Source organism: Kribbella sp. VKM Ac-2566 (genome assembly GCF_004366005.1).
GTDB classification, from domain to species: Bacteria; Actinomycetota; Actinomycetes; order Propionibacteriales; family Kribbellaceae; genus Kribbella; species Kribbella pratensis.
Genome location: NZ_SODT01000016.1, coordinates 191939 through 216136 on the forward strand (window position 1 = coordinate 191939; position 24198 = coordinate 216136).

Here is a 24198-nt window from a genome sequence, read left to right on the forward strand (position 1 = left end):
CGAGCGCCCGTGATGGGCAACCAGGGTTGCACGCTCTTGACGGCCCGGCTTCTTCACTCGATAGTCGAAGCGCTTCGATAACCGCCGAAAGGGAACCGCCATGACCTATCGCCATCGAGTCCGGGGCGCCCTCGCGGCGCTGCTGCTCGTCCCCGCGTTCCTGGTGGGGCAGTCCGCGCGGGCCGAGCCCCTTCCGGAGTTCCGGAATCCCGACCTGCCGCTGAAAGTCCGGTTGGACGACCTGACCAGCCGCCTGACGCTGGACGAGAAGATCTCGCTGCTGCACCAGTACCAGCCCGCGATACCGAGACTGGGCATCGCTTCCTTCAAGACCGGTACCGAGGCGCTGCACGGGGTTGCCTGGCTGGGAAAGGCGACTGTCTTCCCCCAGGCTGTCGGGCTCGGCAGCACCTGGGACCCGAACCTGATCAGGCGGGTCGGTTCAGCGGTCGGAGATGAGGCGAGGGCCTTCAACAAGCTCGACCCGGCGAAGAACGGGCTGAACCTGTGGGCGCCGGTGGTGAACCAGTTGCGTGACCCGAGGTGGGGTCGTAACGAGGAGGGCTACGCCGAGGATCCTTTGTTGACGAGTGAGATCGCGACGGCGTACGGCCGCGGCCTGGAAGGCGACGACCCGCGCTATCTCAAGACGGCTCCGACGCTGAAGCACTTCGCCTCTTACAACGTCGAGACGGACCGTGCCCGCGTGTCGGCGAGTGTCCGGCCCCGAGTGCTGCACGAGTACGAGTACAAGGCGTTCCAGCCGGCCCTTACCGCGGGGGCCGCCACCGGCGTGATGGCGTCGTACAACCTTCTGAATGGCAGGCCGACCCACGTGTCACCCGAACTCGGAGAGACAGTGCGCTCCTGGTCAGCCGACGATCTGATGATCGTCGGCGACGCCTCGGGCGCAGGCAACGTCAGTGGTCTGCAGCAGTACTACCCGACCGCTGCAGAGGGCGCTGCCGCGGCGATCAAGGCAGGCCTCGACAGTTTCACCGAGAACGACACCAGCGGCGGTCCGACCGTCGCCGCGGTGAAGGAAGCGCTGGCCAAGGGTCTGCTCACCGAAGCGGACATCGACAAGCCGGTCGAGCACTTGCTGTCGATCCGCTTCCGGCTGGGCGAGTTCGACCCGGCCGGGCGGAACCCGTACGAGAAGATCGGGCCGGACAGCATCGACAGCCAGGCTCACAGAGCACTCGCCCGCGAAGCCGCCCGCAAGCAACTCGTACTGCTCGAGAACAAGCACCAGACCTTGCCGCTCGATTCGGCCAGGACCAAGGACGTCGCGGTGATCGGTCCGTTGGCCGACACCGTCTATGAGGACTGGTACTCGGGCACCATGCCGTACCGGATCACCCCGCGGGCCGGTATCGCCGAACGACTCGGCGCCGGCAGCACAGTCACCGCGACCGAAGGTGTGGATCGGATCGCACTCCGTTCCATTGCCACCGGCAAGTATGTGACCGCGCCGGCCGGTGCCGGCGGTGGTCCCCTGACCGCCGACGCGGCGACGGCGGGAGCGGCTCAGTCGCTGGATGTGTTCGACTGGGGTGGCGGCACCCTCGCCCTGCGCTCGGCTGCCAACGGCAAGTACGTCTCGCGGAGCGGGAACGGGTTGGTGAACGACCAGGACAAGCCCAACGGCTGGTTCGTGCAGCAGCAGTTCGGCCTGGAGAAACTTGCCAACGGCAACTACGTACTGCGGTACCGCGGCAACGAGGTCAAGGAGCCGTGGAACGGCCCCAACCAGTACATCGTGCTGCAGGCCGACGGGAAGCTGGCAATCGGCGCGGCGACCCAGGACACAGCGGCGCAGTTCGCGCGAGAGATCCTCGTCAGCGGGACGGCCGCAGCGGTGGAGGCCGCGAAGAAGGCGGACACGGCGGTAGTGGTCGTCGGCAGTACTCCGTTCATCAACGGACGCGAGGACGACGATCGTCAGGACACCGCCCTCGCCGCCGGCCAGCAGGCGATCGTGAAGGCCGTCACTGCTGCCAATCCCCGGACCATCGTGGTGCTGGAGAGCAGCTATCCGTTGACGGGAGACTGGTCACAGGCACAGGGGGTCCTCTGGACATCGCACGCTGGCCAGGAGACAGGCCGCGCTCTCGCGGACGTGCTGTTCGGGGACTACTCGCCGTCGGGCCGGCTCCCGCAGACGTGGTACCGGACGGACAAGGAGCTGCCGGATCCGCTCGACTTCGACGTGATCAAGGCCGGCTGGACCTATCAGTACCACCGGGCGACTCCGCTCTACCCGTTCGGCCATGGCCTGACCTATGGCACCTTCCGGTACTCCGGACTACGGGTGGACTCACCCGTCGTCACGGCGAACGGACGGCTCAAGGTCAGCGTCGACGTAACCAACACCAGCCGGACCGCGAGCGAGGAGGTCGTCCAGCTCTACACCTCTCAGCGCACCTCGCGGGTAGCCCAGCCGGTCAAGACGCTTCGTGGGTTCCAGCGGCTGGCCTTCGCGCCCGGCCAACGTCGTACTGTCTCCTTCGACGTGAAGGCGAGTGACCTGGCTTTCTGGGACGTGACCCGGAACAAGTGGGTGGTCGAGTCGGCTGTCCAGGACGTGCAGGTGGGCAGCTCTTCGGCCGACATCAGGGCCCGTACGACGGTGGCGGTTCGTGGTGAGGTGATCCCGCCACGTGATCTGAGCAGGCGTACGGCGGCCGCGGATTTCGACGACTACTCGGGTATCGAGCTCATCGACGCCGCCAAGGTGCGCGGCGACGCAGTCGGCAAGACGTCAGCAGGCGACTGGATCTCTTTCCAGGATGTCCAACTGGGCAGTGGCGCCACCCGACTGGAAGCCTCCGTATCGCGAGCTTCGGAAGGAACCGCGAAGGTGGAGATCCGCCTTGGCGGCCCGACGGGGCCCCTCGCAGGCACGCTCACCATCCCGCCCACCGGCGACCGCTACACCTGGGCCGCGACGACGACCCAGCTCAACCCACGGTTGACCCGCGGTGTCCGCGACGTCTATCTGGTCTTCACCGGCGCCGGCACGAACATCCGCGACCTGACCATCAGGTAGGCCACTCCCGGGTCGGGCAAGGCTGGTGCCCGACCCGGAACCGAGCGTCAGGTCGTTCAAGCCGGCCAGCGGTGGAGAGATCTCCCGTCCCTTCAGGGCGGTTGGGTTCGAGGGGATCAGCGGAATCTGGGGTGGGGGCCGTCCGGGCCTCGGGGGAAGAGCAAAGTCCACGAGACGTTGCGTCAGATCAACAAGGTGTGGGGGAAGCACTTCGTCACGAGGTACGGGACCAAACAGGGGATCATCGTTCTCGGCCGGGTGGCGCCGTTCGGCGCATGCCGAAAGCGTTCGGGCGGAGCAGCATGTAGTTATGGCGGCGAGGGATCTGGTGTTCGGGGTGGGGGACAGGGTTCGGACTTGGGGACGGTTCGTGGCCCGGGCGGACGGTGATTGGTTGGACCTGGCCCGCGTGCATGATTTGACGTGGAAAGCGCCGGGTTGGAAGTCGGATCGGTCGGTTCGGTTGATCGGGGCAGATGGCGAGGCAGTCGCTGCCGGCATCGCAGCGAACCGAGGTCTGGGCTACGTCTCGGTGGTTGGGATCTGGGGCGACGAGAGCATCGAGGTCGAGGTGCTGTCGGCGGAGATCCCTGCTCGGGAGGCGCGTGCAGCTCGGAGGGACCCGCCGTGCCCGCCGCCGCCCGGTGGCTGGCGGCACGGCGTGGTCGAGCTGGACGTTGACCTCCGCGACCGCGAGTCGTCCGGACCGATCGTCAACCTGGCGATCTTCCGTCCTTCACCGGAGCAGGAAGTGTTGGTCGTCGCTGCCACCGATGTGGACGCGGTGATCCGGCAGTTGTCGCCGAAACTGCCACGACAGTTATGCGTGGTGCGCAGCCGGTTCACCCGCGTTCAGATCGACGAGGTGTACGACGTCCTGCACGCCAACGGGCGAGACTGGCGCCTGGAATCCTTCGGCACCGGCTCGGATGAGCAGGCTCAGCCGTTCATCGCGGCGATGATGTTCCGGGTCACCGCTGAGATGGCGGAATGGGCCGACGCGCTGCCCGAGGGACTGGTCCGCCTCGAGCTGACGCTGAGCCCGGCCTGACAATGCGGTCGAGTAGCTGACCCGTGATCACCGCCGCGGTAGTGGGTGAGCCTGCTCGGCGGGCTGGTCGCGCTGGTCACCGGCGCGTTGCCGTGGTCGACGGCAGTGGATGTTTGGTCCGGGTCGCGCGGCTGAGGTGATAGATGAACTGACCTACTTCAGCGTGGTACGTCGCGCTCGTCAATGCGGGCTCGGACAGCGCCAGGACGTTCGGTCGGGATGCGCGGAGCGTCCGCGCACCGGCATGAGGCATGAAGCCGAGTTCGTCGATCGCAGCTTGGACGCGCCGCTGGGTCGCGGGGGAGATCGACCGCTTGCCTGTGAGTACATAAGAGACAGTGCTCGGCGCGACGCCAGCCGCCCGCGTCGGGCAGACTCCAGCCGAGCACCGTTCCGCCGAACAGGTAGCGCAGCGGCGCGTCGGTCACCACGTTGAGCTCGATGTCGTCTCGGGCGAGTGCAGCACGACCGCGGCCGGACAAGACATCGAGGACCTTAGTTTTCAGGAACTTCGGCGTAATCGTCTGGAGGCCGAACTCTTGAACCGCGCAGGTCGGGGGTCCTAATCTCTCGGCACGGTTAACGCGTCGAAGCGCTTCGATGACACGCGATTCGCTCGAAATCTGACGGACTCAAGCTGCTGCCGGGAGACCCGCCATGATCGGTTTCATCATCCGCAGGTTGCTCTACGGGGTGATCACCCTGTTGATCATCTCGGTCGCCAGCTTCCTCATGGTGCAGGCGCCGCCGGGGAATGCGTTGACAGCTGAGATCCAGCAGCTGCAGTCGCGCGGAGGCACTGTTCCTCAGGAGCAGATCACGGCCCTCGAGGCTCGCTACGGCCTCAACGATTCCTTCGTCACGCAGTACTGGAAGTGGGCCGGCGGCTTTGCCCGGGGCGATCTCGGCTACTCGTTCAGCCAGAAGGAGGAGGTCGCCGACCTGATTTCGGGACGTCTGGGCTACTCGATCATGCTGAGCTTCGGAGCCCTCATGATCGCCTGGCTGATCGCGATACCCGTGGGGGTCTACTCAGCGACCCATCGCTACAGCCTGCCGGACAATCTCGTCACCTCGGTGCAGTTCATCGGCGTCGCGATCCCCGAGTTCTTGCTGGCCTTGATCATCCTGGTGATCGCGTCACGATGGCTGAACCTCGACGTCGGCGGCCTGTTCTCGCGCGACTATGTGAATGCACCGTGGAGTTTCGGCAAGTTCACCGATCTGCTCAGCCATGCCTGGGTGCCGATGGTGATCATCGCCGCCGGCGGCACCGCGGGACTGACCAGGGTGATGCGGGCCAACCTGCTCGACGTACTCAACCAGCAGTACATCCAGACGGCTCGCGCCAAAGGTGTGATCGAACGCCGGGTGATCTGGAAGCATGCCGTGCGCAACGCTTTCCATCCGTTGGTGATGGCCCTCGGGGGCGTGCTGCCGGCACTGATCGGGGGCGAGGCGATCGTCAGCGTGGTACTGAACCTGCCGACGATCGGGCCGCTGTTCCTCACATCACTGACCGAGCAGGATCTCTATCTCTCGGCGTCGTTGCTGGTGGTGCTGTCCGGGTTGCTGATTGTCGGCAACCTGCTGGCGGACCTCGCACTGGGCTGGCTCGACCCACGCGTTCGCGCGGTGGACTGAAAGGCGTGTGATGGCAAGCCTCGGAGTAATCTCGACCGACCCGGACGTGGGCGCGCCGGCCGAGAAGGGCGCTGATGTCGCCGAAATTTCTCAAACCCGCTTGATGATTCGCCGCTTCCGGCAGAGCAAGCTCGCGGTCGGCGGTGGGATCGTCCTGCTGTTCCTGTACCTGGTCGCATTGTTCGCTCCCTTCGTGGCGCCGAACGATCCGGCGGCGGTCGACACCAGCGCCAAGTTCGCGGTGCCGACGCGGATCGTGTGGAGCGGCGGACCGGCGATGTGTGCGCTGCGGCAGGAGATCAAGGACTTCGAGTACGTCTACACCTCCGACTGCGAGCACCCGGATCGGCTGCACCTGTTCGGCAAGGGCTGGAACTACAAGCTGTTCGGCCTGATCGAGACCGACCGCCACCTGTTCACACCGGGCAGCGGCAAGGTGCTGATCTGGGGCGGCGATTCCTCCGGGCGCGACGTCTTCGCGCGTACGGTGAAAGGCGCACAGGTCTCACTGAGCATCGGTCTGTTCGGGACGGCGATCGCGACCGTCCTGGCGGTGATCATCGGCACGATCTCGGGCTACTTCGCCGGGATCACCGACACGGTGATCCAGCGCGTCATCGAGATCGTCTCATCGGTTCCGACACTACCGCTCTGGGCGACGCTGGCGGCGATCCTGCCCCGCGACATGTCGGTACCCGAGCGCTACTTCTTCATGTCGGTCATCCTGTCGCTGGTCGGATGGGCCGGCTTGGCCCGGGCACTGCGCGCGAAGGTGATGTCGTACGCCGGAGCCGACTACGTGAAGGCGGCGCGGGCGGCCGGCAGTGGCCACGCGCGCATCATTCGCACCCACATGATCCCGAACTCGCTGAGCCACATCGTCGCGGTCACGATGCTGGCGATCCCGATGGGAATCGTCGCGGAGACGTCGCTCTCGTTCCTCGGCATCGGCATGCAGGACCCGGCGATCAGTTGGGGAGTGCTGCTGCAGGACGCGCAGGACGTCAACGTCGTGACGTCGTACCCGTGGCTCTTGATTCCGGCGTTCGCGGTCATCGTCGCCGTCACCTGTTTCCAGCTGCTCGGTGACGGCATCCGGGACGCCGTGGATCCCTACGGATAAGCCGCATCGGCAACCGAGCGCTCTCGTACGACGCAGACCAGGAGCCTGAGGCAAGGAGTACACAGGATGACGCCGACCTCGACACCCACCGCGACCGTCCCCGGAGCGCGGACACCGGCCGACGCTGTCGTCAGCGTGCAGAACCTGCACGTCGAGTTCAAGACACCGCTGGGCAAGGTGAACGCACTCAACGGCGTGAACTTCGACGTGCCGCGAGGCAGGGTCCTCGGCATCGTCGGGGAGAGCGGTTGCGGCAAGAGCGTGACGGCTCGCGCGATCCTTCAGATCGTCGAGAAGGCCGGCACGATCAGCAAGGGCCGAATCCTGTTCCGGTCGCAGCCGGATGCTGTCGACCTGACCTCGCTGGATCCGCAGGGCCGGGAGATGCGGTCCATTCGGGGCAAGGAGATCTCGATGATCTTCCAGGAGCCGATGACCTCGCTCAACCCGGTCTACACCATCGGAGACCAGATCGAGGAAGCAGTCCGGCTGCACCAGACGCGAGACAAGGACGAAGCGCGGCGGCGGGCCGCCGAGGTGCTGCGCCGAGTCGGAATGCCCAACCCGGAACAGGTGGCGCGAACCTACCCGCACCAGCTGTCCGGCGGTATGCGTCAGCGCGCGATGATCGCGATGGCCTTGTCGTGTACGCCGACACTGCTGATCGCCGATGAACCGACGACGGCGCTGGACGTGACGACCGAAGCGCAGATCCTGCAACTGATGCGTGACCTGCAGGCCGAGTCCGGCATGTCGATCATGTTCATTACTCACTCGATGGGCGTCGTGGCCCAGCTGTGCGACGACGTGGTCGTCATGTATCTCGGCCGGGTCGTCGAGCGGGCGCCTGTCGACGACCTGTTCTACAACCCGAAGCACCCGTACACGATCTCCTTGCTCCGTTCGATACCACGGATAGGTGTCGGGCGCGGACAGCCGTTGGAGTCGATGAAGGGCGGCGTCCCGGATCCGTATTCGACCGTGCCGGGCTGCCCGTTCCATCCGCGATGTCCGAGCGCGATGAAGGGCGTGTGCGACACGGTGGTGCCGATCGAGGCGCCGGTCGAAGGCGGGGTCGACGGACACGGTGTGCGCTGCCATCTCTATCCAGGGTGCACCCCTCTCGACGTCGCAGTCGACACGGTGTCCGAGCGTGAAGAGGAGGAATGACGATGCCTGATCCGCTGCTCGAGGTCACCGGCTTGAAGAAGCACTTCCCGGTCAAGAACGGCCTGCTTCGCCGGGTCGTCGGTCAGGTCAAGGCCGTCGATGGCGTCGACTTCACCATCAATCGCGGTGAGACGTTCGGACTGGTAGGTGAGAGTGGCTGCGGCAAGAGTACGACGGGCCGGACCGTCCTGCGCCTGGAGGAGCCGACCGGTGGCGAGGTTGTCTATCATCACGAAGAGCTGGGCCCGGTCAACATCGGGACTGCGGACCGCCAGCAGCTGAAGCGGCTGCGTCCGGAGATGCAGATCATCTTCCAGGACCCGTTCTCCTCGCTCGACGCGCGGATGACGGTCGGCCGGATCATCGCCGAGCCGATGGTGATCAACCGGACTCATCATGGACGCGCACTGCGCGACCGGGTCGCCGAACTGCTGACCGTTGTCGGGTTACGGCCCGAGCACGCCAGCCGTTACCCCCACGCGTTCTCAGGTGGTCAGCGGCAGCGGATCGGCATCGCGCGGGCGTTGGCGCTGAACCCCAAACTGATCGTCTGCGATGAACCGGTGTCGGCGCTGGACGTCTCCGTGCAGGCACAGGTGCTGAATCTGCTGGAGAGTCTCCAGGCGCAGTTCGATCTGACATACCTGTTCGTTTCGCATGACCTGTCGGTGGTCGAACACATCGCCGATCGAGTAGCGGTGATGTACCTGGGCAAGGTCGTCGAGGTCGGTACCACGGACCAGCTGTTCTACAGCCCGAAGATGCCGTACACCGAAGCGCTCCTGTCGGCGCTGCCAAAACCGGACCCGCGCAAGAGGACCAGGCCGACGCTGCTCACCGGCGACGTGCCCTCGCCGGCCAACCCGCCGCACGGATGTCACTTCCATCCGCGGTGCAAGTACGCGCAGGATCGATGCAGGACGGAGGTGCCGCAGCTGCGAGATCTTGGTGGCGGTCAGTTGGCGGCCTGCCACCTCGCCGACTCGCTCGAGCTGAAAGGCGCCGAACCGCTGCCGGACGTTCCCGTGATTTCGGCGGAGGAGGCGGTGCGAGCGGCGGCGAGCAGGAATTCGAGGCCGCCTGCCGATGTGGCCCCACACGGTACTCAGGGGGCGATGTCGTGATCGGACAGAGGCGGGAGAGCCCGCCGCGGTTCCGGGGGGTGTCGATCTACCAGGATCCGCTCGGACGATTCGCATTCCGCTACCCGTCGACCTGGAACACGTTCGAGTTGCCCGACGGCCAGGAGGGCGCGCTGTTCTCTCCGGAGGCCTCGGCGCCGCAGACCTACCTCGCGGCCTGGGCGAACCGATTGCCCGAGTCCGTCGTAGCCGAGGATCTCGACCTACTGAGTTCTGGCATGGCCGAAGGGCTTGCTCGACTGAACTCTTGCGAGGTGCTCGAGTCGCATGACGATGCCGTGGGCAACTTGGTGCGTTTGGAGCGGCTGTACACCTTCTCGGACGACGACGCGGTCCGTCAGCGACGGGTGTGGGTGGTGTACGTCGATACCTGGCAGATCGTGCTCGTCTATCAGGGGGAGTCACGCCAGGAATACGAGTACTGGAGCCCGATGGGCAACTACTCCTTCGCGACGTTCAACCTGGCGCAGGATCTGTGGTTCTCGACCGAGAGGGCCTGTTCGTAGCGCGCTCCTCGCGCATTCTCGTCATTGCAGTCGAATTGAATCGACGATTCGTGAAGCCAGTTTGGAGACCTGATGGACAAGATTGAGAGCGCTGTTGGTACGGCAGGAACCTCCCGCCGTACGTTGCTGCGCGGTGCCGCCGTCGCGGCGGGAGTACTCGCAGTACAGGCCTGCACGCCTGGTCCGAACACCTCGAGCGGTAGCGGCAACGGATCGAAGGTGGATCTGGCCCGCAAAGGCTCTGAAGCGAAGCCGTTGGCCGTCCCCGCACGGCTGGGGGAGTCCCCCGAGCTGGCCAGGCTGGTCCAGGCGGGCTCGCTGCCGCCTGTGGCACAGCGTCTGCCCAAGCGGCCTTACGTGGTTCCGCACCGCTGGCTGCAGTCGGGCAAGTACGGCGGCAAGCTCAACCTGCCGAGCACCGACGACGTGACGTACGCGCCCAAGGAGTACTTCTACGGCCATTCGCCGCTACGTTGGATCAACGACGGCAGGGACATCGCGCCCGGTCTGGTGGAAAGCTGGGAGTCGAACCCGGGCTACACGGTCTGGACCTTGCATTTCCGCAAGGGGCTGAAGTGGTCCGACGGGCAGCCCTGGACGACTGAGGACGTCATGTTCTGGTGGGAGGACATGGTCCTCAACGAGGAATACGCCGAAGGCATACCTGACGAGGCGCGGTCGGGCACCGGGACTATCGCGAAGGTCACCGCGCCCGACGAGTACACGATCGTGATGACGTTCGACGCGCCCAGCCCGATGCTGCCAGAGCTGCTGGCCAACTGGGTCAAGCGTGGACTCGGTGCCGGCTGGATGGAACCCAAGCACTACCTGAAGGCCTATCACCCCCGCTACAACCGCAATGTCGGGAAGGACTGGACGACCAAGTTCGACCAGATGCGCGACTTCACGACCAATCCGAAGTCGCCGACGATGAACGGGTGGCAACTCGCGGAGTACCACCAAGGCCGTTCATCGACTTGGAAGCGCAATCCCTACTACTGGGTCGTCGACCAGCAGGGCAATCAGTTGCCGTACCTCGATACCTTGTCCTTCGAGGTGGTCGCCCAGACGGAGACCCGTCGGCTGAAGATTCACAACGGCTCGTACGACTACGTGCACGGTCCGTTCGTCGGTATGACGCTGGCCGACGTGGCGCCGCTGAAACGCAACGTCGCCAAGACCAAGTACCAGTTGCATCTGTGGGACAGCGGCTCCGGCACAGGGTCGATGTTCTTCTTCAACCAGGACTACTACGAGCCGAAGATGCGGGCTCTGATCCGTGAGCCGAAGTTTCGGCAGGCGTTGTCCTATGCGTTCAACCGTGCTGATGTACGGAAGGCTGTCTACTTCGACTCGGGCGAGCTGACCACCGGTGGGTACGGCCCGAAGACGCTGGAGCTGACCCGCGGGGAGGGTCCGTCGATGTACCAGAAGTGGCGGGACTCCTTCGTCCGCTACGACCCGGAGTTGGCCAAGAAGATGCTCGACGAGTTGGGCGTCGTGGACAAGGACGGCGACGGCAAGCGCGAGATGCCCGACGGCGGAAAACTGGTGATCGATCTCGACTACCCCGCCGACTCCGCCCCAGGTGGCGAGACGCTGCAGAAGAATCACTTGCTGAAGAAGCACTGGGATGCGATCGGCATCGCAAGCCGGCTGAACCCGGTGCCGGCCGCCAGCTATGAGGACCGGTGGGAGCAGGGCCAGGGGATCAGTAAGACGGAGTGGGAAGCGAGCACGGTCACCATGGCAGCCGACATGGTGTGGCTGATGCCGATGGAGCCGTCTCGCTGGGCGCCGCTGCAAGGGGCGTTCTACAGCCTGCGGGGCACCGCGGCAGAGAAGCAGCAACTCGACGTGGACCCGTACAAGCGCAAGCCGCCTCGGGCGGAGCCGGAGCCTGGTGGGCCGATCGCCCGGCTGTGGGACCTCGCCGGGAAGGTACGGGTCGAGACGGACGCAGTGAAGCGGGACAGCCTTCTCTGGCAGATGGTGAAGATCCATCTCGAGCACGGTCCGTTCTTTATCGGCTCGGTCGCGAACTATCCGCAGGTGGTGCTCGTCAAGGAGGGCCTGCGGAACGTCCCTACGAAGGAACAGACCGGCAATGGCGGGCTGGTGAACGACTGGCACCACCCCGTACCGGCCGCCTACGACCCCGAAACCTGGTTCTGGGCATAGCCCGGACATCGATCTGACGGAAGAACACTATGACGATTCGTGTACTTGTCTGGGGCGAGAACCGGCACGAGCAGGTGGAACCGCATGTCCGGGAGATCTATCCCGACGGCATGCACGAGACCATCGCCGCCGGGATCCGCGAGAACCTCGAGGCGACTGTCACCACGACCACCCTCGACGAGCCCGAGCACGGTCTGACCGAAGAGGTGCTGGCGGAAACCGACGTACTGGTCTGGTGGGGCCACGCCGCGCACGGCGAGGTCGAGGACAAGGTCGTCGACCGCGTGTACCAGCACGTGCTGGCCGGGATGGGCCTGATCGTGCTGCACTCCGGGCACTGGTCGAAGATCTTCGGCAAGCTGATGGGTACGACGTGCACCCTGCGCTGGCGCAGCGAACGGGACCGCGAACTGGTCTGGACGGTCGCCCCGACCCACCCGATCGCGCAGGGCGTCCCGCACCCGATCGTGATCGACCAGCAGGAGATGTACGGCGAGTTCTTCGACATCCCGGTCCCGGACGAACTGGTCTTCGTGTCGTCGTTCTCCGGCGGCGAGGTGTTCCGCTCCGGCTGCACGTTCCGACGCGGGCACGGGAAGATCTTCTACTTCTCGCCCGGTGACCAGGACTACCCGGTGTATCACCACAAGGACGTCCGTAAGGTGATTGCGAACGGCGTCGCGTGGGCGCGCACGGATCTTCCCAAGCGCGAACTGCCGACGCTGTTGCGCTACGAGACCGGCGACTTCTTCAACGGACATGGGTATACCGGACCCATCGAGGAGCCTGCCGATGCCTGAACCCCTACGCTTGCTGCAGGTCGGAGCCGGCGGAATGGGCGGTGTCTGGCTCCGGACGATCTCCGACAACCCGGACGTCGTCCTGGCCGGCCTCGTCGATCTCGACCTCGACCGGGCCCGGGTTGCGGCTGACGAGCACGGGTACGCCGACGTACCGGTCGCCGTGTCTTTGGAGGAGCTCGTCGACCGCTCGGAAGCTGATGCGGTCATCGACGTCACCGTCCCCGCCGCGCATCCCCTGGTCAGCATCTCTGCCCTGTCGTACGGCCTGCCGGTGCTCTGCGAGAAACCGCAGGCCGAGACAGTTCGGGAGTGCCTGAGGATGATCGCGGCCGCCGAAGCCGCCGGCAGGTTGCTCATGGTTTCGCAATCGCGCCGATACCTTCGCCTGGGGGCGGCCTTCGGCCGGCAGCTCGCGGAGCTCGGCCCGATCGGGTCGCTGTCGTGCGAGTTCTTCAAGGCTCCGCATTTCGGCGGGTTCCGGGAGCGGATGGCCGAGCCGCTCCTGGTCGACATGGCGATCCACCAGTTCGACCTGTCCCGCAAGCTGATCGGGTCGGAGCCGGTGTCGGTGTACTGCGAGTCGTACAACCCGTCGTGGAGCTGGTTCGACGGCAACGCGGCGGCGTCCGCGATCTTTCGGTTCGCTGACGGCACCCGCTTCACGTTCACCGGCAGCTGGTGCGCCCTGGGCCTGGAAACGTCCTGGAACAGCCGGTGGCGGGCCAGCGCATCCGGCGGTACGGCGGTCTGGGACGGGGACATCCCGCCCGTCGCCGAACTCGCCTCGGGTGAGGCGCTGCCGGCGGTGGTGGCCGACGACCCCGAACAGATCGCCGGCTCGTTGGTCGAGTTCGTCCGAGCCGTGCGTACGGGCGAACCGCCACAGTCAGAGGCGCGATCGAATCTCATGAGCGTCGCGATGGTCGAGTCGGCGGTGCGTTCGGCGGCCACCGGATCGCGTGTTCAGATCGCTGACATCCTCGAAGAGGCCCAGGCGGAGGCGATCTCCGCGGAGACCGACGATCGCATCCTCGCGGTCCTGAAGTCCTGGGATCCAAGGACGGTCTGGCACACCGCGCCATTGGGTCTCTGACGGACGAGGGTCATTTGGACTCGATGCACCCGAGCGGGTCGTTGCTGTCGGCAAGATCCTTCTGCTCGGCGGTCCAGCTCGCGTCCTCCATACCGAGAGCGTGACGCAGGTAGGCCCTTGCTGGACCATCGAGACCCGTTGTGGGTTCTCGTCGGTCGTTTCGGTGACCTGGTAGCCCGAGATCCCGCCGAGGAAGTGCTTCGCGTCGTACAGGGTGAGCAGACTTTCGGCGCCCGGGCTGAGGAAGTACGGGTCGGTGGTCCAGTCGGATCCGCGCACGGTGAGGGGCAGCGTGCCGTGGTCTCCGGAGACCACGAGAGCCGGGGTGGTGAGCTCGGCGAAGCTCGGGTTGCGCAGCCACGGAAAGTTCTCGAAGGCGAACGGGGTCAGGTCGTCCTCAGGCAGCCCGACGGCCTTGGTATCGAGGTGAGTGGCCAGGACTACTACGAAGTGTGTCCTGCCCAGAAAGTCGGCCAGCGGCGCCCGTAGCCGGTGAGTTCGCAGGGGTCATCGTCCATCCTGAGCAGGGTGGTGATCGGGATGAGGACTTCGATGTTGGGGGCGTCGGCGGTGTTGGTCACCGGGGCGCATGGTCGGGCCGGGCGTCTTGATCACCTCTTGATCGACCCCGACGCGCGCCGCCGCTGCAGCGGCGGCAGGCGCGGCTGCGTCAGCGCCTACCTCACCAACAGCGCCATAGTCGCCGGGTTGCGCGACCGCTACCAGCGGCGCGGCGGTCAAGACGAGCGCGGCGGTCAGCACGAGCGTGGTGGATACCAGGAGCCTGGCGGGGGCGAGACCGGCGGCCTGGACTACGAGGCCGCCGTCGCCCTCGCCCGCGACGGCGATCCGGACGCGATCGACGCCTTCGACGAGGCGGGGCGCGCCCTCGGCATCCTGGTCGCGACACTCGACGACACCTTCGACCCCGACAAGGTCGTAATCAGCGGCGACGGCATCGCCGTGACCGAACTGGGCAGCACCGGATGCGACGCCGCGATCAGCCAGCACCGCAACCCGGCCAACGGACCGGTCACCATGGACGTCGAACCGTTCGAGTTCACCGAGTGGGCCCGTGCCGGCGCAATCCTGGCGATCCGCTCCTACCTCGCCTACGGAACCCAGCGGAACTCACCTGATCCCGACCGCACCCGGTGCGTGGACAGCAGGACAGGCTGACTCAGAGGCAAGGCCAGCGCGTTAGGCGCTTGCCTCTGAGCTGCGCGGCAGGTCGGCTGAACCCCTGACTGTTTGCGACTTCGCAGGCTGACTCCGTCCGTTACAGCAATTCGCTGGGAAGGAGGGGTGCGTGAGCCTCGAACAGTTCGTCGACCATGGTGCGGATCTGCTGGAGGGTGAGCTGGGCACCGGTGAGGGGGTCCAACATGACGGCTTGGTAGACGTGTTCGCGGTTGCCGGTCAGGGCGGCCTGAACGGCGAGTTCCTGCACGTTCACGTTGGTGCGGTTCACCGCCGCGCACTGGGGCGGGAGCGGTCCCACGGCGATCGGCTGGATGCCGTTGCCGTCCACCAGGCAGGGAACCTCTACGCAGGATCCCTCGGGAAGATTGGGGATGATTTCGCGGTTCTCGACATTGCCGTAGATCACGCCGGGCCGGTTCGTCTCCATGCTGTTGACGATGACGGCGCCGTACTCGACCGAAGGTGCGAGTTCGTCCTTGAGCTCGGCCAGGGCCGTGATGATCTTCTCGTCCTCGTCGTGGTCGCGGCAGATCTCGTAGTAGTCCCAGCGCACCGGCACGAAGTCACGCACCAGCTCAGGGTTCTTGCGGAAGTACGGCAGATACTCCGACGCGTGGTGGCTGGACTCGGTGTGGAAGTAGCCGAACGCGTCCATGATCGAGGTACGGACGCGTTCGATGCCGCCCTCGTACGTGGACACGCCCCGGTCGACGCCACTGTGGTCACCGTCGTCGTCGGCGAGCCCGGTGGTGTCCTGCCAGTTGAGGTGGCGTTGCATCCGCCGTCGCAGATCGGGGTAGAGGTCCTGGTTGCCGCGGCGGAAGTCGAGGATCCAGGCCTGGTGGTTGATCCCGGCGGACAGATAGCGCACCTCGCCGTAGGGAATGTCGAGCTCCCGGGCGAGCATGCGGGTCGTGCCCTGGACGCTGTGGCACAGACCGACCGGCCGCAGTCCCAGGCTGGTCAGGTACCAGGTCGCCATCGCCATCGGGTTGGCGTAGTTGATCACCTGCGCTCCTGGACAGAGAGCGTGGATATCGGAGGCCAGTTCCCGGTATGCCGGAACAGACCGCAGGAAGCGGAACACCCCACCGGGCCCGACGGTGTCGCCGACCGTCTGGTCGATCCCGTACCTGCGGGGAATCTCGACGTCGTGCCGGTACGCATCGACGCCACCGACCTGGAACGTGATGATCACGTAGTCAGCGGCATCCAGGGCCTCCTTGCGGTCGGTGGTTTCGAGTACCGCGGCCGGTAGCCCGTGGTGCTCGATCAGCTCACGGGCCGCTGTCGCAGTTCGCTCGAGCCGCTCGGCATCGATGTCCATCAGGGCGAGCGTGCTGTTCTGCAGGGCAGGAAAGCTGAGCAGATCGCCGATCAGGCGGAAGGGAAAGACGTACCCGCCCGCGCCGATGATTGCAATTTTCGCCATCGTGGTCCCTTCGTCGGTGAACGCCTTCACATTAAGAGCTGAGTGGACTAGAGTTCTTCTGGACGATTACGCCGAAGTTCCTGAAAACTAAGGTCCTCGATGTCTTATCCGGCCGCGCTCGTGCTGCACACGCCCGAGCTCTGGTGTCTCACCGGGCCGGCACCGACGATGCGGCAGGCGCACTGCCACGACGACATCGAGCTCAACGTGGTGACCGACGCGCCGCTGCGCTACCTGTTCGGCGGAACGCTCGCCGAGATCCGTCCCGGCGAGGTCGGCCTGTTCTGGGCTGCGATGCCGCATCGGCTACTGGACAGTCCGGCGGACATGTCGCGCGCCCACGTCGGTTGGGCTCACATCCCCGTGCGGACGGTGCTCGGCTGGAGTCTGCCCGACGCGGGCCTCGCCCGACTGCTCGGCGGGCGTCCGGTGGTTGCCCCGATGGAAGCAGCCGGGGTGCTGGACCTGTCCGCCTTCGACCGATGGACCGAAGATCTCGCCACTGGATCCGTCGAGCGGCGCCGAATCGCGATGCTGGAGATCCAGGCGCACATCCGGCGGTTGCTGCACAGCGTTCGCGGCACGGACCTGCCGTCTGTGGAGTGGGACGGTACCGACGACGGCGTTCGCCACGCCGCTCTCATGGCGAGATACGCGATGGCCCACTTCCATGATCCGATCACCGCCGCGGAGGTCGCCACGGCCGCGCACCTGCACCCGAACTACGCGATGACCCTGTTCCGCCGGGTCACCGGCACCACACTCGGCGCGTACTTGACGCAGTGTCGCGTCGCCGAGGCGCAACGTCTGCTCCTCACCACGAATGCCACCACCGCGGCCATCGCCGTCGAGGCCGGGTTCGGCTCACAGAGCGGCTTCTACGCCACCTTCAACCGCTTGTGCGGCATGTCACCGGGCGCCTACCGCCGCCGCTCTGGCAGTTCTCCATCGGCACCGGACCGTCGAAATTGAGCTGGCGGCTGAGACACAGTCATAGGCCTGCTCACCCGCTTCACACCAGACCGTGCAAGAGGTCGTCCAGTTCGTTCTGCATGCGGTCGGGTGTAGATATGCCTCGGTCGCGCTGGTCACGGGTGAGGGGAGCCCTGAGATCGTGGCGTCGAGCGATGCGAGGATCGCCGAGTCTCGGTGGTCGCCGCGCTGGGCCGAGCAGGTCCAGTCGGCCGGGATCCGCAGCGCTGTCCACCTGCCCGTGGTCGTGGCCAGCAGCCCTCAGGCGGTTCTCAGTCTCTACAGCGACAAACCCGACGGGTTCACCGTCGATGACGTCGCGGTCGCACACATCCTCGCCCGTCACGCCTCCGTCGCGATCGCGACCGCCCGCAGAGACGAGAATCTGGCGTACGCCATCGATGCCCGAAAGCTGGTGGACAAGCGATGGGCATTCTGATGGAGCGTCACGACCTCGACAGCGACAAGGCTTTCGAGGTACTCAGGCGGGCCTCGCAGAACTCCAACCGCAAACTGCGCGACATCGCCCAGGAACTGGTCGACAACCGCACACTCCACACCTGACCCTGGCCGACCCCATTGCCAGCAGCTGTTCCGCGCGACCCTGAACAGTTCGTCCGCAGCATCCGGGGGTCGACGTGCAGCATCGGGCAGCGCACGCACGCGTGTTCCTTCTAGCACGGGGTTCCATGCGGCAGTGCGCACAACCCGCGGCGAATCGATCCGACCATGCAACAGCTCCTACCGACGCTCATCCAACGAACCAAGACCTCTATAACTCCAGCGCCGACCCGCCAGTGAAGAGAGACTTGGTGCACTGAACTCGGATGATCAACGCCCGTGCGGATGCCGTCGATGCGAGGCCTGGCAGGGTTCATCGGCAGCGTTTCCGTCCACCGTACCGCCGGGTGCCGGCATCGCGAGGAGCCCGAGCGGAGCTGATGCGCCGGAGACGGCGGAGGCGGAGTTCGGGGACGTACTTGTACATCGTCGAGGGGCAGACGTCGACCAGTTGGCGCCTGAGCTCACGGAGTCATCGGCCTCCGCGGGGAGCGTTCGGGTCTGGCGCACCTGGTCGGGTGTCATCGCTGGGTGCCGGCCGAGCCGTGTGCTCCGCGCCCTGGCGCAGCCAGGCCCTTGTGCATGCCTTCCATGATGAGCTCGCGGATGAATTCGGCGAGCGCGGCGAAGATATGAAACACCAGGTCGGCATCGGGCTCGTGGGCGTCGCCTTTGCTAGGCAGCGCCGCCAACCTCTCCCTCGTCCAGAAGTGTGCACGTGCAGCCTCCCATCGCCGCAAGAACCGCTTGGTCGTCACGACCTGAGCCCGCAGAACTGGCGGGCTTTCTACTTCCCCGGACGCGTCCTGGCCGGCTTGGGAGCTGGGCCGGTGGAGTTGCGGATGACTACGTGGGTGCCGATCACGGTGTGCTGGCTCATGGCGTGCCGGTCGCGGTTGAGGGCGTAGCGTACGGCGGTGCGGCCGAGCTCCTCGTGGTCCACGTGGACTGTGGTCAGCTCCGGTGTGAGGTCTCTGGCCAGCGGGATGTCGTCGTACCCGACGACTGAGACGTCGTCCGGCACCCGGAGGCCGGCTTCTCGCAGTGCGACCAGCACGCCGCTGGCCACGACGTCGGTCGCGGCGAAGATGGCGGTGAACTTCTCGCCGCGGGCCAGCAGATCGCGGGTGGCCTGGTAGCCGGACTCGCGGTCGAAGGTGATCGCGCGGGTTCGCTGCGGCGTCATCGGGAGGTGGTGTGCCTCGTGAGCGCGCTCGAACCCTCGGAGGCGTCCGTCGACGGTGGTGTGCCCTGGTTCGCCCGCACCCAGGAAGGCGATGTCACGGTGACCAAGGGAGATCAGGTAGCTGGTGATGGCGTAGGCGCCGCCTTCGTTGTCGTACTCGACCACTGTCGCGGGCACCTCGGGGCTTAGCGGCGGCCGGCCGCAGAGAACCAGGCGGGAGCCGGACTTGTCCAGCGCCCGGGCGATCTGAGTTATCCGCTCGACGTAGCTGCGGCTGTTGCTGCCGCCGCCGACCAGGACCACTGCCTCGGCCTGCTGCTCGCGCATGAGCTCGATGAGTTCCAGCTCGCGTTCGGGATCGCCATGGGTGGTGCAGACCAGGCACAGCCGGCCCTCGGCGGTGGCCTGCTGTTCGACGCCTTGACCGACGTACGCGAACGCAGGGCCGACCAGGTCATGGACGATGAAGGCCACGGTCTTTGTGCCGCCGCCACCCAGTGCCCGCGCCTGGGCGTTGATGACATAGTCCAGTTCGCGGACGGCCTTCATCACGCGCGCGCGAGTGGCGGTCGATACGGGGTAGTTGCCGGCGAGCACCCGAGACACCGTGGTGGCGGAGACCCCCGACGACGCGGCGACATCCTTGACGGTCGGGCGGTCCCCGGACGACGGTTGGCGTGTCACCTGGCTCCCTTCGACGCGTGCTGGACGTGGTCAACTCCTAGATTAGGCGACCCGGTCCAGATCGGAGGCCACGATCGCGTGCTCGAACGGTCGGCCGCTGAGGATGCGTTCGAGTTCGTCGATGATGCAATCGCCCATCCGCGCCAGTTCGTTGCCGTGTGAGCCGGCGATGTGCGGTGTCAGGAAGACGTTGGGCAGCTTCCAGAGCGTGGAGACGGTCGGCAGCGGCTCGGGATCGGTTACATCGAGTACGGCGTACAGTCGTCCGGCCTCGAGATGGTTGATCAAGGCATCGGTGTCGACGAGTTCGCCGCGTGCGGTGTTGATCAGGGTCGCGCCGTCCCGCATCAGCGCGAGCTGGTCAGCTCCGACAAGCTGGTGGGTCTGCGAGTTCGCGGGGGCATGCACGGTGACGATGTCGCAGGTGCGCATCAGCGTGTCCAGGTCGACCAGTCGTGCGCCGAGCCCGGCAGCGATGGCGGTGTCGACGTACGGGTCGAACAGGCACACCTCGAGGTCGAACGGGCGGAGCAGTTCGATGACCCGCCGACCTATCCTCGAGGCGCCGATCACGCCGACCGTACGGCCGTAGTTGCCCACTCCTGCCTGCACTTGGGCCACGGTGAAATGCCTGGTCGCGTGGTACCGGTCGCGCAGGCGGAAGACGTCCTTGCCCGCGAAGAGGATGGCCGCGAGCGTGTACTCGGCGACAGGTACGGCGTTCGCCGCGGCGGCCGAGGTGATGGCCAGACCGCGCTCCCAGCAGGCCGGGGCAAGGTGGGCCTTGACCGAGCCGGCGGTGTGGAGGATCGCCCGCAGTTGCGGCGCCGCGTCGAGCACTGCCGTCGTGATCGGCGGGGATCCCCAGCCGGTGATCAGGAACTCGGTCGAGGCCAGCGCGGCCCTTGTCGCAGGGGTGTCGAACCGCTCGGCGACGAGGGTCTGATCGATTCGCACGAGTTGTTGCAGCCGGTGCATTGACCGTGGCGGGTACAGGTCCGGCAGATGGTGCGCACCGAGGGCGAAAAGTGCCGCAGGGCGGTCGGCCACGGGCTCCTCCGTTCAGGGGATCGAAACAGTGACTGGGGTTGGGTGGCCAGGGCTATTTCAGGCTGCCGAGGGTGATGCCGGAGCGCCAGTACCGTTGCATGGCCAGCATCAGGGCGACGATCGGGATGAGCGAGACGATCGATCCGACGATGACCAGTCCGGTCAGGTCGACGGACTGGTCGACCTTGACGTTCAGCCAGGAGTACAGGCCGAGCATGATGGTCCACTTCTGTTCGCCGCGCAGGAACACCAGTGGTCCGAAGAACGAGTTCCAGGAGCCGACGAAGCCGAGCAGGAAGATGGTCGCCGAGCCGGTGGTCATCAGCCTTGCTCCGATGGTGAAGAAGGCGCGGTACTCGCCGGCGCCGTCCACGCGGGCCGCCTCGATGAGCTCGGGAGGGATGGCGCCTTCGGCGTACACCTTGGCGAGGTAGACGGAGAACGCGCTGAAGAAGTGCGGGACGATGATCGCCCACGGGGTGTCGACGATGTGCAGCCGTGAGTACAGCAGGAACGACGGAATCGTCAGCAACGCACCGGGAATCAGGAACGAGGCGATGATGCAGCCCATCAGGATGCCGCGGCCGCGGAACTGGTACATGGCCAGTGCGTAGCCGCAGGCGACGCAGATGACGGTCATGCCGACGGTGCCGACGACACCGTAGAGGAGGGTATTCGCCATCCAGCGCAGGAAGATGCCGTCGTGGTAGGTGAAGAGCTGGCGGGCGTTGTCGAACAGATGGAAGTCGGCGAACCACAAGCCGTTCGTGGTGTAGAGATCACTCTGGCTCTTGGTCGCGGAGACGATCAGGAACCAGATCGGCGAGACGGAGTAGATCAGGAACAGGACGAGACCTGTCCACACCAGGGTTCTGGACAGGCGGGACGGATGGTGCCCGGCCGGCAGGTCGTCGTCGTGCCGGCGCCTGGCCGGTGCGGTCGTGCTCATACGGGAGCCCTGTTCGTCAGCTTGTAGAAGACTGCGGAGACCAGGCCGACCACGAGCGCGAGCATGATCGACAGCGCGGCGGCGTAGTTGAAGTCGCCGATGGCGAACGCCTGGTTGTAGATGGTCATGATCGGGGTGAAGTCTTTGGTGACGGTCTCTGGCGTCATCGAGCGGAACAGCAGCGGCTCGCTGAAGATCTGCAGGGTCCCGATGATGCCGAGAATGCTGACCAGTACCAGGGAACGCCGTACGTACGGCACCTTGATCGACCAGGCGATGCGCCACTCGGACGCGCCGTCGACGCGGGCGCTGTCGAAGATGTCGCGCGGCACGGCCTGCAAAGCGCCGTACACGATCAGCATGTTGAAGCCGATGGCTCCCCACGCCATCAGGTTGCCGACGGACACCCAGATCATCCCGCTGCCGTAGAAGTTGGCGTCGATCCCGAACAGCTTGAAGAACGGTGTCAGCGGTCCGACGGCGGGACTGTAGAGATAGATCCAGATCAGCGTCGCAACGATGCCCGGGGTCATGTACGGCACGAGCATCGCGATCCGCAGCCGACCGGCGTACCGTCTGCGGACCGAGTCGAGGAGCAGGGCCAGCGTCAGGCTGAAGAACTGGATCAGCGGGATCACGATCACTGCGAACAGCGCGACCCGCCACAGGCTGCCCCAGAACTTCTGGTCGTGGAGGACGCGGGAGAAGTTCTCGAGGCCGCTGAAGCTCACGGTCTTGGCGCCGAAGCCGAGACCGGAGCTCTTCGCTGTGTAGAGACTTTTGCTGAGGGCAAGGATCACCGGTACGACGGTGAAGAGGACGAATCCGGCGAAGAACGGCACGGTGAAGGACGCGCCCTTGAGCGCCATCGTTCGGCGCCAGTGCCGGCCCGGGGATCGGGCCGGTTCGGTCGTCGTGGTCGTTACCTGTGGTTTCTGCAACTGGTCCAGGGACATCCGCACCCCTCCAACTCGATCGTCGGTGGTCAGCTTGCGACGTTGATGCCCTTGGCCTTCAGATCGTCGACGGTGAACTTCTGCATGTTCTCGAGGAGCTGCTGGAAGGTGATCTTCTTCGTGACTGCCTGGGCCCACTGGTCCTGCAGTTCCTTGAAGACGCCCGTGTAGTTCGGGCCGACCAGCCAGTTGTCGACGCCGGAGTGCGAGGCCTTGAGGATGACCGACTTGGCCTCCGACCGGTGGCTGCCGAACAGCTTCCGGGGCACCGAGGAGTCGATCCACGGCGACGGGTCCGGCAGCGCACCCGGCCACGCGTACGACCCGGTGGCCTTGTCGAAGCTCGCGTCGACGGCGTCCTTGGTGGTGGTCATCCAGATGCCGACCTCGCTGGCCTCCTCGAGGTGCGCACAGCCCTTGGGCACGAGCAGCGCACCACCGTGTGCCGGAGTGGCGAACTTCGCGGCATCGGCGTACTGCGGCAGGTCGACCGGCTCCCAGTTTCCGACGGACTTCTTGAAGTTCAGCTCGTAGTTGGTCAGCTGCCAGGTGGAGGTCGGCAGCGAGACCATCTTGCCCTGGTCGAAGTAAGCGATCAGGGCGGGCCGGTCCTGATATGTCTGGTTGGCGACGAGATTGTTGTCGACCAGCTGCTGGAGAATGTTGGCGGCGGCAACAGACTTCGGAGACAGGAAGTCGACCTTCCACGCGTCACCGTCGACGGAGTACCAACTGCCTCCGGCCTGAATCACCAGGTTGACCAGCGTGCTCGGGTCCTCACCGGCGAGGTTCATCACCTGTACGCCGTGGGGCTTGAGGGTCTTCCCCGCAGTGATGACGTCGTCCCAGGTCTTCGGCACCGGTACGCCGTACTTGTCGTAGACCGCGCGGTTGATCATCATGAACGTCGGCCCGCTGCCGGTCGGGATGCCGTAGTACTTGCCCTGGACTTGTGCACCGGGCAGGGCCGCCGGGGCGAATTGACTCTCCGCCGGCTTCACGTAGTCCGTCACGTCGGCGAGCAGGCCCTCCGCCAGTAGGGCCGGCACATCGCCGAAGTTCTGGGCCAGACAGGGGACACCACTCCCGGCCGCTACCGCGTTGCGCAATCCGGTCGCCGTGGTGGTGAGGTCGGCCTGCTTGACGAACTTGACCTGGATGTCCTGGTGGGTCGCGTTGAACTTGTCCACCACGGGCTGGGCGTCCCCCCAGGCCCAGTACTCGATCTCGACCGGGCCGGAGGAGCCGGCCTTACCGGTGTCACTGCCGGCGCCGTTGCTGCAGGCCGCCATGGTGGCGGTCAGGCACAGGGCCAGGCCGGCCAACGCGGCGCGACGACTGATTCTGGGCATGCGCGTATCTCCAGGGTGAGCTAGGGAATCAACAGGTAGCGGCAGCTGCCATAGTTATCGATTTCTACGAAAGCTAGGAGACGAAAGT

21 protein-coding genes and 1 pseudogene are annotated in these 24198 nt (G+C 65.8%); 14 read left to right on the forward strand and 8 right to left on the reverse strand.

Annotated elements, in window-relative coordinates:
• Positions 1–100: 100 nt before the first annotated feature.
• Together EV647_RS40685 and EV647_RS40690 are read left to right on the forward strand one after the other, a co-directional pair.
• Positions 101–3052: a glycoside hydrolase family 3 protein gene (locus EV647_RS40685; protein WP_134012880.1), complete on the forward strand. Its 2952-nt coding sequence runs from the start codon at positions 101–103 to the stop codon at positions 3050–3052.
• Between the two features lie 463 nt (positions 3053–3515).
• Positions 3516–4103, forward strand: a complete 588-nt coding sequence (locus tag EV647_RS40690) for a hypothetical protein (RefSeq protein WP_134012882.1) — start codon at positions 3516–3518, stop codon at positions 4101–4103.
• 76 nt (positions 4104–4179) lie between these two features.
• On the opposite strand, the pseudogene EV647_RS43470 reads toward EV647_RS40690, so the two are convergent.
• A pseudogene (locus EV647_RS43470) lies at positions 4180–4455 on the reverse strand (LacI family DNA-binding transcriptional regulator); the annotation flags it as partial.
• Between the two features lie 305 nt (positions 4456–4760).
• On the opposite strand from EV647_RS43470, the gene EV647_RS40700 reads away from it, so the two are divergent.
• From EV647_RS40700 to EV647_RS40745, 9 genes are all read left to right on the forward strand, one after another.
• A complete protein-coding gene (locus EV647_RS40700; protein WP_134012884.1) occupies positions 4761–5747 on the forward strand; it encodes an ABC transporter permease in 987 nt (328 codons plus the stop codon).
• A 10-nt stretch (positions 5748–5757) separates the two neighbouring features.
• Positions 5758–6870 (forward strand): ABC transporter permease, encoded by a 1113-nt coding sequence (locus tag EV647_RS40705; protein ID WP_134012886.1) that lies wholly within the window; start codon positions 5758–5760, stop codon positions 6868–6870.
• Positions 6871–6936: 66 nt separating this feature from the next.
• Entirely contained in the window at positions 6937–8040 is a 1104-nt protein-coding gene (locus EV647_RS40710; RefSeq protein WP_134012888.1) for an ABC transporter ATP-binding protein, read from the forward strand.
• 2 nt (positions 8041–8042) lie between these two features.
• Complete coding sequence (locus EV647_RS40715; RefSeq protein ID WP_134012890.1) at positions 8043–9164, forward strand: ABC transporter ATP-binding protein; 1122 nt, start codon at positions 8043–8045, stop codon at positions 9162–9164.
• Positions 9161–9688, forward strand: a complete 528-nt coding sequence (locus tag EV647_RS40720) for a hypothetical protein (protein WP_134012892.1) — start codon at positions 9161–9163, stop codon at positions 9686–9688. Before EV647_RS40715 ends, EV647_RS40720 begins: the two co-directional genes overlap by 4 nt.
• Positions 9689–9760: 72 nt before the next feature.
• Positions 9761–11869: an ABC transporter substrate-binding protein gene (locus EV647_RS40725; protein ID WP_134012894.1), complete on the forward strand. Its 2109-nt coding sequence runs from the start codon at positions 9761–9763 to the stop codon at positions 11867–11869.
• A gap of 29 nt (positions 11870–11898) precedes the next feature.
• Complete coding sequence (locus EV647_RS40730; protein WP_134012896.1) at positions 11899–12669, forward strand: ThuA domain-containing protein; 771 nt, start codon at positions 11899–11901, stop codon at positions 12667–12669.
• Positions 12662–13765 (forward strand): Gfo/Idh/MocA family protein, encoded by a 1104-nt coding sequence (locus EV647_RS40735; RefSeq protein WP_134012898.1) that lies wholly within the window; start codon positions 12662–12664, stop codon positions 13763–13765. The genes EV647_RS40730 and EV647_RS40735 overlap by 8 nt, the downstream gene beginning before the upstream one ends.
• Positions 13766–14305: 540 nt before the next feature.
• Positions 14306–14944 (forward strand): ROK family protein, encoded by a 639-nt coding sequence (locus EV647_RS40745; protein ID WP_134012900.1) that lies wholly within the window; start codon positions 14306–14308, stop codon positions 14942–14944.
• A 100-nt stretch (positions 14945–15044) separates the two neighbouring features.
• Here EV647_RS40745 and melA read toward each other — a convergent pair whose 3' ends face one another.
• The gene (gene melA / locus EV647_RS40750; RefSeq protein ID WP_134012902.1) at positions 15045–16400 is read right to left on the reverse strand and encodes an alpha-galactosidase; all 1356 of its coding nucleotides are present in this window, start codon (positions 16398–16400) and stop codon (positions 15045–15047) included.
• A 99-nt stretch (positions 16401–16499) separates the two neighbouring features.
• Here melA and EV647_RS40755 point away from each other — a divergent pair, with 99 nt between their 5' ends.
• From EV647_RS40755 to EV647_RS43290, 3 genes are read left to right on the forward strand one after another with little or no spacing between them, the layout of a single operon-like run.
• The gene (locus EV647_RS40755; RefSeq protein ID WP_134012904.1) at positions 16500–17372 is read left to right on the forward strand and encodes a helix-turn-helix domain-containing protein; all 873 of its coding nucleotides are present in this window, start codon (positions 16500–16502) and stop codon (positions 17370–17372) included.
• 52 nt (positions 17373–17424) lie between these two features.
• Positions 17425–17811, forward strand: a complete 387-nt coding sequence (locus tag EV647_RS40760) for a GAF domain-containing protein (protein WP_238177641.1) — start codon at positions 17425–17427, stop codon at positions 17809–17811.
• Complete coding sequence (locus EV647_RS43290) at positions 17799–17936, forward strand: ANTAR domain-containing protein (protein ID WP_134132533.1); 138 nt, start codon at positions 17799–17801, stop codon at positions 17934–17936. Before EV647_RS40760 ends, EV647_RS43290 begins: the two co-directional genes overlap by 13 nt.
• A gap of 518 nt (positions 17937–18454) precedes the next feature.
• Here the strand turns inward: EV647_RS43290 and EV647_RS42715 are convergent.
• The 6 genes from EV647_RS42715 to EV647_RS40790 all read right to left on the reverse strand — a co-directional run bounded on the left by EV647_RS42715 (position 18455) and on the right by EV647_RS40790 (position 24110).
• Positions 18455–18625: a hypothetical protein gene (locus tag EV647_RS42715; RefSeq protein WP_202876486.1), complete on the reverse strand. Its 171-nt coding sequence runs from the start codon at positions 18623–18625 to the stop codon at positions 18455–18457.
• A gap of 95 nt (positions 18626–18720) precedes the next feature.
• The gene (locus EV647_RS40770) at positions 18721–19803 is read right to left on the reverse strand and encodes a LacI family DNA-binding transcriptional regulator (RefSeq protein ID WP_134012906.1); all 1083 of its coding nucleotides are present in this window, start codon (positions 19801–19803) and stop codon (positions 18721–18723) included.
• Positions 19804–19845: 42 nt separating this feature from the next.
• Positions 19846–20853, reverse strand: coding sequence for a hydroxyacid dehydrogenase (locus EV647_RS40775; protein ID WP_134012908.1), 1008 nt, complete (start codon positions 20851–20853; stop codon positions 19846–19848).
• Positions 20854–20905: 52 nt separating this feature from the next.
• Positions 20906–21802, reverse strand: coding sequence for a carbohydrate ABC transporter permease (locus EV647_RS40780; protein ID WP_134012910.1), 897 nt, complete (start codon positions 21800–21802; stop codon positions 20906–20908).
• Positions 21799–22758 carry a carbohydrate ABC transporter permease gene (locus tag EV647_RS40785; RefSeq protein WP_202876487.1) on the reverse strand — a complete coding sequence of 320 codons (960 nt, stop codon included), beginning with the start codon at positions 22756–22758 and terminating at the stop codon, positions 21799–21801. Before EV647_RS40785 ends, EV647_RS40780 begins: the two co-directional genes overlap by 4 nt.
• Positions 22759–22787: 29 nt before the next feature.
• The gene (locus EV647_RS40790) at positions 22788–24110 is read right to left on the reverse strand and encodes an ABC transporter substrate-binding protein (protein WP_134012912.1); all 1323 of its coding nucleotides are present in this window, start codon (positions 24108–24110) and stop codon (positions 22788–22790) included.
• Between the last annotated feature and the right edge of the window lie 88 nt (positions 24111–24198).